Consider the following 11,218-nt stretch of genomic DNA (forward strand, 5'->3'; position numbering starts at 1 on the left):
GGAAACTATTGGGTGGCAACATTGTGTATTTTTCGTTGCAAAACTATGTACTTCTCTATTGCAAAACACAATAATCTTAAATTTTAAAAAAACTCTTGATAAAAATAATGATTGGATAAATCAAAGATATGATAGTTTTGATGCTTTTTATAAATTAGATAACGAAATATTTAATGACAGAGCAACTGGGTTAAGTACTAGTCGTGATAGCTGGGTTTATGGGTTTAATTCTAAAAAAGTTATAAATAATACTAATTTCATGATTAAAAACTACAATGATGAAGTGAAAAAAATAATTTCAAATTATACTGAAGTTAATAGTGTAGATATGGATCCGACAAGAATCAAATGGAGCACAGATTTACTGAAAAATGTTGAGAAGAAAAATATTATAAAACCAACTAATAATATCATTCAAAGTATGTATAGACCTTTTGTAAAAAAGAACCTCTACTATCAGAGAGATATACTTGAAAGACCGGGTAGATTTGAGTATTTTTTTGGTGAGAAAAATCTTTCAATAGTAATAACAGGTAAAGGAGCAAGAAGAAAATTTTCTACTTTTGTAACAGATTTGATACCCAATCAGGACTTAATGGAAAAAACACAAGCCTACTATTTCTTGAATAATTCTAATAATATTCTTGAGGAAAAGTATAATATAAATAATATTTTTGAAAAATTAGGATGGTCAAAAGAAGATTTATTTTCATATATATACGCAGTTTTAAACCATAAGGAGTACATCGAGAAATACTCCACTAATTTAAATAAGTCTCTCCCGAATATTTCACTACTAAATAATTGGGAAAAGATAATTAATATTGGTTATAAGCTTATAGAGTTACATCTAAATTATGAATTAATCGAACCTAATACTGAAGTGAAAATTTTAACTAAGACTCAAAATCCAATATATTATGTAACAAAAATAAAGTTTGGTAAATATAAAGATAAATCAAAATTAATACTTAATAAGGACATTACAATTGAAAATATACCTGAGAAAGCTTATGAGTATGTAGTTAATGGAAGATCAGCAATAGAATGGATAATGGATCAGTATCAAGTAAAAACAGATAGCAAATCAGACATTACTGATGATCCAAATGAATACTCTAAAGATCCTAAATATATATTTAATCTACTGCTTTCAATAATCAATGTGTCTGTACAAACCGTCGATTTAGTAAATAGTCTTCCGCCACTAGATACAATCGAATAATAATAACGATAATTAAATAGAATCTCAAAAATCTTTTCTCAATAGTTGAGAAGGATTGATGAGATTCTTTTACTAAATCCTACTATAATAGATAATAGATTTTATTACCTATCGATGCTACGGACATGCGTATCATAAGTAGTGATAGCTTTTTGAATAATTATTGAACTGAGGGGAGACTTTTGTTTGCTGATTAAAGGTAGTTTCTATCGGGGGTCTTTTAGGTAATAAAATAAATGATGCTGAATATGTGTAAGAAGTAATTTGAAACTGTGAATAATTTTTGGGATATAAATGAGGTGAAAGATTGGAAATAAATTAAGTCCACTAGAAGTGATTTCTTTGAGACAATTAGTTAGAGAAGCAATTCAAATGTATGAAATAATAATTAAACTAGTAAACACTGATAAGCAATTGCTAGGTCTTCTATCAAATTCTATAATTCCATTTTTAGCTTTTATATTTGATGGAATGATTAAGTTTTTTCCAGACGACGTTGACTATTCAGAAAATAATTTATCGCTAGAAAATGATAAGTTTAAAAAGTTTGTAGTAAAAATTAGAGTTGGGCATAAGCTTTATAATGACAAAAGATATACGAAGAAGTTAAGAATGATGCGAGAAATACAGTCTAATAATATTGAGTTTTTAACATCTAATTATAATTGCTTACAGCAAGAAGTGATAGAAATTATAGGGCAAAAAGACTATGGTACTTTTAGTTACGACGGAATTGATTATTTTAATAATATGCAAGGTAATATATATTTAGCTTATTTATTTGAGAATACTAGTAAAGTAAAATATAAAGAAGGTAGACAATATTATAATGACACAATAAGAAATATATCGAGTAGCTTAACTGTTGTATTAAAGAGTTCGGTTGAAGGATTTGTAAACGCTTGGGGTCTTATAATTGATAAAGAAAGTAAAATAAATATCGATAGTAGAAGATTTTCTACGGAAGACTCTTTTCTAATAGATTCTACTAGAAAAGATATTTTTAATGATATGTTACCATCAGAAGTTCAAATATTACTTCATAGTAATTTGTGCCAAATGAACTTTGTTTCTGTAATTTTACCAGATGTTTTAGAAAATAGAGCGGATTTATATATAAGATTCATGATAATTACATACTTAGAAGCAATAAAGAGTCTGGACATTATAGTGAAAGAGAATGAATCGCTTCAAGATATAACAGGAATAAATATTAGTGAGGTATTAAATAATAAAATTTATAAGTTACTCTTGAAAGGTAATATAAGAAATAATGTAGCGCATTATAATATTAGAGGGTATAGTATTACAAATCTTGAAGATAGAGTTGATACAGATAATCTTTTGATGAAAATTATTGAACTTGAGACTGGTGCTGATTTTTATACCTTTTGGAAAGATTTCTTATTTCAGTTTGAACAACTCAAACAATTAAACGAGTCTTTAATTTTTAGCTCTTGGTAAATCTTACTGATAAAGAACTGTCAACATGTTTAAAAGATAATAATAAAGATATAAGAAGAAGCAAAGAATAATTAAGCAACAACCGTCTAGTATTGATGATCATTGATATGGGAAGGTTGTTTTATTGTAGATTATTTAAGTAATTAACCCATGTTAACTATTAAAAACGTTATTATCTTTTGTCATTCACATGGAGACTTTATGGATATTATATTTTAAATGAGAGTTATTTGTAATTTATAATTTTTATATAATAAAAGGGTTGACAATTTTAATGAAGATGCATAATATATAAATCAATAGATGAATAAGTGACTGTGATGAAGAGAAGAGTAGCGAAACGACTTAACAAGTACAGAGAGCCTGGTTTGGTGAAAAAGGGCGGTTTAAGCGTGAGTGAAGATGAGCTTGGAGCAGTTTAAGAGGTTAACGCTTCTTAGACGGGCACACCCGATACAGTGTGCAGTATTTATTGATACTGATTGAGCTATTATTTGTGAAGATAATAGAAATTTGGGTGGTAACACGACTCTTCGTCCCTTTTGTTAGAGATATCTCTGACAAAAGGGACTTTTTTTATTCACAAAAGTTGCAAGGTCTAGAATAAATAATAGTTTAAGGGAGAGAATAAAATGAAAAATATCAAACGTGTATTCGGATTCGTATTAAGTATCTTATTAATAAGTGGGCAATGGTTTTTACCAGTAGCTTCAGCGGAAGAAACAAAAGAGTTTGAAGGTGAAACGGTCATCGTCGGTGTTGTGAGCGATACAGGGCTGGAGCTGTGGGAATACGTAGCAGAGAAAGCTTTGGAAGAAGAAGGAATTACGTTAGAGTTGGTTCTGTTTAATGATTACAATCAACCCAACGTAGCATTGCAAAATGGCTCACTTGATATGAGTGGTTTCCAAGGGCATCCGTTTATTAAATCTTGGAACGAAGATAATGACGGCACGGTCTATGCGATTGCCAATACACTCTTAATGCCCTTAGGCTTATATTCTGAGAAACATGCCACTCCGGACGATATTCCAGAAGGCGGAAGCATTGCTTTACCAAACGATCCTTCAACTTTAGGCCGCTCGTTATTAGCTTTAGAGATTGCTGGTTTAATTGAAGTTGATGATGAGGTTGGTATTTACGCAGATGAAGAAGATATTACAGCGAACCCTAAGAATTTAGAAATGGTGCTTGTTGAACCAAACTTTGCGGCATTGTCTTTACCAGACGTAGATGCAGCTTTAATTAATACAAATTTTGCCAATGATGCAGGATTATCCATTAATGACGCGATCTTCAATGATGCTGAAGATGTGGATAAAGTTAATCCAATGTACATCAACACAATTACAACTTTAGAAGAGAATAAAGATAACCCATTATATTTAAAAATCGCAGAAATTTATCAAACAGATGATGTTGAAGAGAAAATACATGAAGTATATAACGGTGAGACATATCCAATGTTCGATGTGCCTTTACCAGAAGTAGAAAACTAAAAACTAGAATATATAGAAGAGAAGGGGATTAATATGACAAAACAACACGAAACAGCAATTTTAGCAGGCGGATGCTTCTGGTGTATGATTCAACCATTCGATCAATGGGATGGCGTTCATTCAGTAACTTCAGGTTATACAGGCGGGCATGTTGTGAATCCAACATATGAAGCTGTTAAAAGTGGAGAAACGGGACACACTGAAGCAGTTCAAATTGAGTTTGATCCAAGTATCATTTCTTATGAGAAAATCTTAGATATTTATTGGAATATTAGTGACCCAACTGATGCGGGTGGACAGTTTATTGACCGTGGTTCATCCTATCGACCTGGTATCTTCTACTTAACAGAGGAACAAAAATTAAAGGCAGAAGCGTCTAAAGAAGCCTTAGAACAAAGCGGAGCCTATGATAGACCAATCGTTACAGAAATCACACCCGCAGATGTGTTCTATGAAGCAGAAGAATATCACCAAGATTTCTATAAAAAAGACCCAGAACATTATAAAGCTTACCGAGCTGAGTCTGGTCGAGATAAAGCTAAAAGTTTAGTTAATTAAAGAAAAAATGTAAGTGTGTTGGAAAATAACCAATACACTTACATTTTTTTAATTATTACTTATTTAGCTCGTTTTACTTCAATACGATATCCATCTGGATCTGTTACGAAGAAGTAAGTTGGCGTGCCACCTGTAAGACCTCTTAAGTCACCAGTTTCATAAGTAGATGCTTTACATACTTCATGCATTTTTTCTAAGTCGCTGACAGTCACACCTAAATGACTGAAGCCGTCCCCAACATTATATGGTTCTGCATCATAATTATAAGTCAGTTCAATTTGTACAGATGATCCAGGAGAATTTAAGTAGATTAAATCAAACTTATTCTCAGGGAATTCTCTGCGACTAGCCACTTCAAAGTTAAATAGATTCGTATAAAAATCTAAAGTAGCGTCAATATCTCTAACACGTAGGCAAATCTCAACGAGTTCTTGGTTCATAATAATATCATCCTCCAATAGTTTCTTACTTTCATTCTAACATGAAAAGGATATATAGGCATTTGATTCAACCTACTGAATAACTAAGTTTGGAAGACGCTTACTATATATTCTATAATGAGCTTAACACGGATGAGGGGGCGAATGTTTGAACTGGATGTATTCGAAATAATAATGCTAGCTACAAGTGCGCTCATCGTTGGTTTCTCAAAGGCTGGAATTCAAGGGGCAACAATACCAGCTGTCGCCATGATGGCATTAATTTTTGGGGGTAAAAATTCGTCAGGTATTATGTTGCCAATGGCGATTGTAGGCGATCTTATAGCAATCTTTAAGTATGGTAAGAAAGGAAACATAGCGGATGTACTTAAATTAATTCCAGCCAGTATCGTGGGTGTAGTTGCGGGTGCCATTGTTGGGAACTGGATCAATGATGCACAATTCAAATTCCTTATCGGCATCATTGTTATCCTCTGTATTATTCTTTGTTGTCGGTGCTTTAGTCGGAATTTGGCTCATTAAGCGTATCAATGATGTATGGTACCGCCGATTTATTATTATCGTAACTGTATTAACAGCATTGCGATTGATTTTATAGTTGATGATGCTATTTAAATACATAAATACAAAAAAGTGGAGTAAATTAAGGTGTGTCTATGTTTTATGGTCTATCGATGAATAAAGTAAAAATTATCAGTCACTCCCAACAGCCACTTCTAGTCGTTCCGTCAAGATCTCAAGAAATGTGTGAGCGATTGGTTTTAATGTGTGCATGTTATTAGTAATATAGCCGATTTCAATCGTTTCGGAAGAGACGAGTGGCCTTGCAATAATATCGCTCCCGTTCAAATCAGCATTGATAATACCTGAGCTAATCGTGTAGCCATTTAAGCCAATAGCTAGATTAAACAAAGTTGCTCGGTCACTCACTGTAATTGTTTTACGTGAAGCAAAGTCGGCTAATACTTCCTCCCAAAAATAAAAGGAATTGTGGTGCCCTTGATCGTAACTTAATTTTGGATAAGTATCTAAATCAGAGAGAGCTATCTTTTCATAATCGGCTAAGGGATGATCTTTATAAATAAATACATGTGGTTTAACAGAGATAAGTGGTGTGAAATGAATGTGTTTTTTTTCTAGTTCAGCGTTGATGACTTGACGGTTATAATGACTGCGATAGATAATACCAATTTCACTTTTCAAATTAGCTACGTCTTCAATGACTTCATAGGTTCGAAGTTCTTTCAATGTCGCTTGATAGTCATGGTCTTCGTATTGTTTCAGCAGACGGACGAATGCATCAACTACAAAAGCATAATGCTGCCCTGCCACGCTAAAAATTTGTTGCGGTGCTTCATCGTCTTTATAACGGCGGTTCATTAAATTAATTTGCTCGCTAATTTGCCTTGCATATAATAGGAATTCTTCGCCTTCACTCGTAAGAGTCACACCTTTGGAACTACGGTGGAACAGCGTGATATTCATTTCCTTTTCCAACTCTTTAATCGCATGTGATAAGGACGGTTGGGAAAGATATAATTCATCGGCTGCTTTAGTAATTGAAGCCGTCTCCACAACCTTCAAGAAATAATCTATTTGCTTTAGATTCATTGAAACACCCCTTTTTTTATTTGGTCATAGTTAAATACTATGCTAAGCACACTAAAATAGATATTACTAATAGCTCATCATATATTCTATACTATTAGAAACAAATTAAAAAGGGGTATTATGAATGACAAAAACAGCTAACTCAACCAACCGATTCTTGACCGTAGGATCATTATTACGTCCTGAGTCATTATTAGATTATAAGACGAAAATCGAACACCGTGATGATATTGCGTATCCATTTTACAATGATTTTGACGGCTATAAGAGAGAAGAAGATCTTGCCGTGGAAGCAGTTGTTGGCCAACAAATTGAACATGGCTTACCTGAAGTGACTGATGGCGAATATTCAAAATCTATGTGGCACCTTGATTTTGTGTGGGGTTTAAATGGTATTAAACGCTACATTGCGGATAATGGGTACTTCTTCCGTGATCTGGATCAAGAGAGCAATTATGAAACACGTAAGGATATCGGCATCACAATTGAATCGCCTTTACATGGTCATAATCATACATTCATCGACCACTTTAATCGCTTAAAAGAAGTATCACCCCAAGGTGCAACGTTAAAGCAATGTATTCCATCTCCGTCACATATTTTTGGAGAGCTTAGCTTGTCAGAGGAAATCGGAGGGAAAGTTTATCAGACGGCAGAAGAATTCAAAAAGGATTTAAGTCAAGCTTACAAAGATTTCTTAAAGGAATTCGCTGAAGCAGGTGGAACGATTATCCAATTTGATGACTGCTTATGGGAGTTATTTGCTGAAGATAACCCACATAGTCCTTTTAGTGGTACTGACTTTGATCACTCATCAATCTTAGGCTTAGCCCAAGAATTCATTGATTTGAATAATGATGTCATTGCCTATGCTCATTCACTGGGTCTAAAAGTCTATACGCATAATTGCCGTGGTAACTATGATTCACGTAATATGGGTGGTGGAAGTTACGAGAAAATCGCGCATTTATTCTTAGAAAAACAAAACTATGACCGTTTCTACTTAGAGTGGGATGATGAGCGTGCCGGAGACTTAAGTGCGTTAAGCGTCTTTAAAAACAAGCCTGACACAGAAGTAGTCTTAGGATTCTTATCAAGTAAGTCGGCAAAATTAGATGATGAAGCTGCAGTGTATGAACAATTAGAAAAAGCTACTCAGTATGTTTCAAAAGATAATCTGTACTTATCTCATCAATGTGGCTTCGCGTCATGTGATGGAGGGAATGAATTATCTCAGGAACAGCAATGGGATAAAATCAAGCAAGGTCAAGCCATTGCTTACCGATTCTGGGGAGAGTAAGTAAAAAAGAGCGATAAACTATGTCAACTGATCAGGTAGCAAAGCTTTCTTTATTTGGTCGTTGATTGTGAGAGTATATTTATGGAATAGTTTTACTATTCTGTAGATGTGCTCTTTTTCTGTATATTGGATGCAATCTATTCATCAAGGAGGCAGGCAACTAAAGAAACAGGGATCCAATATACTTTTGCTGAACAAGAAATATCCCAAGGAGATCCTTTCGATTGTTTAGAAGAAAGCTATAATTATTTAAAAGCTCACGGATTTAATTAAAGGAGTATTTCGATGAATCAAAACAAAGTAATACAGACCTCTGAAAAAGCGGAAACAATATTTCGACAGATTGATGATAATACAAAATTAGGTGACTTACGAAAAATTGCAAAAGAAATAAAAGTTGATCATGAACTGGCGATGGAACTTTGGTCGAGTGGTAAGTTTTTACCAAGGCTTTTATCAATCTTAATTATGGACAAAAAACTACTTTCAGAAGAAGTATTAGATGAACTTGTTGATGATATGCAAATTCATACATATGATGAAAGTAACAATCTAATAGATTGGTTGTTAGCTAATCAGCTCACAAAGAATAAGAAATTAACGACACTCATGGAGTCGTGGGAGGATAGTCCATACGCACTTCAAAGGCGGACTTACTGGTATCATCAAGGACGATTAAGATGGACTGGGAAAACACCACCAAATAATACATCAGACTTGGTAACTGCAATTGAAGCTAAAATTAGTCAAGAGCAACCAGAAGTTCAGTGGGCTATGAACTTTACAGCGGGCTAGATTGGGGTTTATGAGGAACAGTACCGTAAACGTTGCGTTATAATTGGTGAAGATACAGGCCTGTACAAAGATGAGAAAGTTTCGAAAGGGTGTACGCCGAATTATTTACCAGAATTTATTATGATTGAATCAAATAAACGCGATTTGTAAAAGCGATATTTAACTTCATTCTCACTTCCATAATATCTACTTGAGACGATAATTTATTAATTATAAAACAAAGTAAGTTATCAATATAATATTGAAATTATAATGTTTAGTTTAGGATGGAGTGAATGGTATATTGTAAGTGAATAACAAACTTGAAGGAGTAGTTTAATGACGTCAAAGGGTCTTGATCTAAATGCAAGATCGGTTTGACTCAAGTTAACGTCTACAAAAAAGAGCGAGGCATATGTGCCTCGCTCTTTAACTATTTACTTCGCATTTGATGCTTCTAATACTAAGACGGTATCCTGATCAAGAATAGTTGTATCCCCATTTGGAACAATCAACTCATTATCGCCTCTTAAAACTAAGACGATCAAGGAGTCACGTTCTAAGCGAATATTTTTAATCTGTTTATTAACCCAATTGTGGTGGCTGTTGATTCGAAATTCTAGTAAGTCCGTTCCGACCACATCGAAGTAAGAACGTCCAGCTAAGACAATGACATCGCCAACTTTAAGTTGCACATCGCCGTTCGGGACAATCGTTTCGCCGTGACGAAGGACTTTTGCGATAATAAAATCAAAAGCCAGTGTGATATCTCGAATATAAGTATTCACTAAGTCACTGTCTGCTTCTATCTTAGTAGCTAAAAAGCCGACGTCACTCTTATCTTGTAACGAGTTGAAGTTACGTAAAGACGCATCTTCAGGATCAACCATATCCATTTTCTTAGATAAGGTTGGTAAATAACCTCCTTGAATGAGCGATGATAACAGACAAATATCAAAGACAATATGATAGAGGTCGTTCAAGAATGGTGTGTCAGAATTGACCACACTAATGGCGAACGCAATTGCCGCAGCTCCTCGTAGTCCGGCAAAGGCAATAACAGGCAGTTGGTTTTTATTCAACTTAAAGGGCGCCATTAAACCATAAACCGAGGCAGGACGCGCAATAAATGTCATAAATAACATAATCACTAAGGCAATCGGCAACATCGCAATAATCGAACTTGGATCAGATAAAAGACCAAGTAAGAAGAATAGTCCAATTTGCGCTAAGTTTGTAAAGTTATCAAAAAAGAAGACAACTTCACGCTTACCAACAAATTCTTTATTACCAATATAAATACCAAAGATATAAACCGCTAAGTAGCCGTTACCACCAATTTGGTTTGTAAATTCATAAGTGAATAAAGCAGCGGCAGCTAGCAGAATGACTTCCATATCTTCTCGAGTATTTAAGTAGTCGAGAATACGGATGAATACCCACCCTAAAGCAAATCCAACTAATAAACCCAGCCCAACTTGTAAGATAATTAAGACAGGAACATTGACGTTTTTTCCTTGAAGAAGTGTCGAGAATAGCACAACCATTGTGTATGCGGTCGGGTCGTTCGAGCCGGATTCTAACTCAAGCATGGAGTCTGTATTGTATCTTAATTTTAAGCGTCGAGAGACGAGAACGTCCGATACACTGGCATAATCGGTCGAACCAACAATGGATCCGAGTAACATAGCCTCAAGTAAAGAAAAATCAAAGACTAAATAAACGAAGAGTCCGGTGATCAAAGCGGTTAGAACCGTTCCGAGGAAACTTAAAGTAATAGCTTCTTTTGCAACTGGCTTTGACATCTTCCATTTTGTACCAAATCCTCCATAGAAAATAATGAACATCAGAGCTATGGAAGATACTTGATTGGAAAAATTATAATTCGTAAAATCTGCGCCAAAAAAATTAAAGGAAACACCTAAGAGCATGAACAGAAGTAATTGTGGTATCTTTAAATCACTTGAAATGCGCATAGCAATCAAGGCCAAGATAAGCACAAGTGAAATGGTTAATATATAAATTGTAATCTCTCCTTAAATATTATTGCTAAAGACTATTATAGCACAGTTGGGTAGAGTCCTTAGTGAAATTGCTTATAAAATTAGCGGGAATAATTTCTAAGCGAATACTTGGGAAAAGCTCAGAGAAAGTAGTGTGCAGTTACCTTTAGTATGAAGAATATGCTATTTGTAACTAATACGGAATTTGGCATAGATTTTATTAGATAGCGTTATAAAGATACATATATAAGTAGAGTCAGTCAAGTCCATAATTCTGTGTAAAATACTATACAATGTTTCACCAGTCTCTCATTGATCAAACTTAATATATTTTCTTGTAGAAC

Annotated in this window: 10 protein-coding genes; 7 read left to right on the forward strand and 3 right to left on the reverse strand. The window is 34.1% G+C overall.

From position 1 onward, the window contains the following. The 4 genes from ACFO5Y_RS10405 to msrA all read left to right on the forward strand — a co-directional run. A partial coding sequence (locus ACFO5Y_RS10405; protein WP_380706609.1) for a type ISP restriction/modification enzyme occupies nucleotides 1-1,225 on the forward strand: 1,225 nt, incomplete at its 5' end. Nucleotides 1,226-1,567: 342 nt separating this feature from the next. Continuing rightward, nucleotides 1,568-2,689 (forward strand): hypothetical protein, encoded by a 1,122-nt coding sequence (locus tag ACFO5Y_RS10410; RefSeq protein WP_197105292.1) that lies wholly within the window; start codon nucleotides 1,568-1,570, stop codon nucleotides 2,687-2,689. Nucleotides 2,690-3,321: 632 nt separating this feature from the next. Beyond that, nucleotides 3,322-4,188 (forward strand): MetQ/NlpA family ABC transporter substrate-binding protein, encoded by an 867-nt coding sequence (locus tag ACFO5Y_RS10415; RefSeq protein ID WP_197105291.1) that lies wholly within the window; start codon nucleotides 3,322-3,324, stop codon nucleotides 4,186-4,188. Between the two features lie 33 nt (nucleotides 4,189-4,221). Then, a complete protein-coding gene (gene msrA, locus ACFO5Y_RS10420; RefSeq protein ID WP_197105290.1) occupies nucleotides 4,222-4,746 on the forward strand; it encodes a peptide-methionine (S)-S-oxide reductase MsrA in 525 nt (174 codons plus the stop codon). Between the two features lie 59 nt (nucleotides 4,747-4,805). Here the strand turns inward: msrA and gloA are convergent, their stop codons facing one another. After that, nucleotides 4,806-5,186, reverse strand: a complete 381-nt coding sequence (gene gloA / locus ACFO5Y_RS10425; RefSeq protein ID WP_197105289.1) for a lactoylglutathione lyase — start codon at nucleotides 5,184-5,186, stop codon at nucleotides 4,806-4,808. 174 nt (nucleotides 5,187-5,360) lie between these two features. Between gloA and ACFO5Y_RS10430 the strand changes: the two genes are divergently transcribed. Further along, a complete protein-coding gene (locus ACFO5Y_RS10430; RefSeq protein ID WP_197105288.1) occupies nucleotides 5,361-5,708 on the forward strand; it encodes a TSUP family transporter in 348 nt (115 codons plus the stop codon). Between the two features lie 171 nt (nucleotides 5,709-5,879). On the opposite strand, the gene ACFO5Y_RS10435 is transcribed toward ACFO5Y_RS10430, so the two are convergent. Continuing rightward, entirely contained in the window at nucleotides 5,880-6,797 is a 918-nt protein-coding gene (locus ACFO5Y_RS10435) for a LysR family transcriptional regulator (protein WP_197105287.1), read from the reverse strand. Between the two features lie 124 nt (nucleotides 6,798-6,921). Between ACFO5Y_RS10435 and ACFO5Y_RS10440 the strand changes: the two genes are divergently transcribed. After that, entirely contained in the window at nucleotides 6,922-8,097 is a 1,176-nt protein-coding gene (locus tag ACFO5Y_RS10440; protein WP_197105286.1) for a uroporphyrinogen decarboxylase/cobalamine-independent methonine synthase family protein, read from the forward strand. Nucleotides 8,098-8,382: 285 nt separating this feature from the next. Then, entirely contained in the window at nucleotides 8,383-8,892 is a 510-nt protein-coding gene (locus ACFO5Y_RS10445) for a DNA alkylation repair protein (RefSeq protein ID WP_231606976.1), read from the forward strand. Between the two features lie 416 nt (nucleotides 8,893-9,308). Here ACFO5Y_RS10445 and ACFO5Y_RS10450 read toward each other — a convergent pair whose 3' ends face one another. Next, the gene (locus tag ACFO5Y_RS10450; protein ID WP_380706614.1) at nucleotides 9,309-10,901 is read right to left on the reverse strand and encodes a potassium/proton antiporter; all 1,593 of its coding nucleotides are present in this window, start codon (nucleotides 10,899-10,901) and stop codon (nucleotides 9,309-9,311) included. Nucleotides 10,902-11,218 lie beyond the last annotated feature (317 nt).

The organism is Ruoffia tabacinasalis, assembly GCF_042652985.1.
GTDB lineage: Bacteria > Bacillota > Bacilli > Lactobacillales > Aerococcaceae > Ruoffia > Ruoffia tabacinasalis.

What these genes read in the sequence shown, in the direction of transcription:
- gloA (WP_197105289.1), bottom strand. Translation starts at nt 5,186, where the DNA reads ATGAACCAAGAACTCGTTGAGATTTGCCTACGTGTTAGAGATATTGAC.
- ACFO5Y_RS10440 (WP_197105286.1), top strand. Translation starts at nt 6,922, where the DNA reads ATGACAAAAACAGCTAACTCAACCAACCGATTCTTGACCGTAGGATCA.
- ACFO5Y_RS10430 (WP_197105288.1), top strand. Translation starts at nt 5,361, where the DNA reads ATGCTAGCTACAAGTGCGCTCATCGTTGGTTTCTCAAAGGCTGGAATT.
- ACFO5Y_RS10445 (WP_231606976.1), top strand. Translation starts at nt 8,383, where the DNA reads ATGAATCAAAACAAAGTAATACAGACCTCTGAAAAAGCGGAAACAATA.
- ACFO5Y_RS10415 (WP_197105291.1), top strand. Translation starts at nt 3,322, where the DNA reads ATGAAAAATATCAAACGTGTATTCGGATTCGTATTAAGTATCTTATTA.
- msrA (WP_197105290.1), top strand. Translation starts at nt 4,222, where the DNA reads ATGACAAAACAACACGAAACAGCAATTTTAGCAGGCGGATGCTTCTGG.
- ACFO5Y_RS10435 (WP_197105287.1), bottom strand. Translation starts at nt 6,797, where the DNA reads ATGAATCTAAAGCAAATAGATTATTTCTTGAAGGTTGTGGAGACGGCT.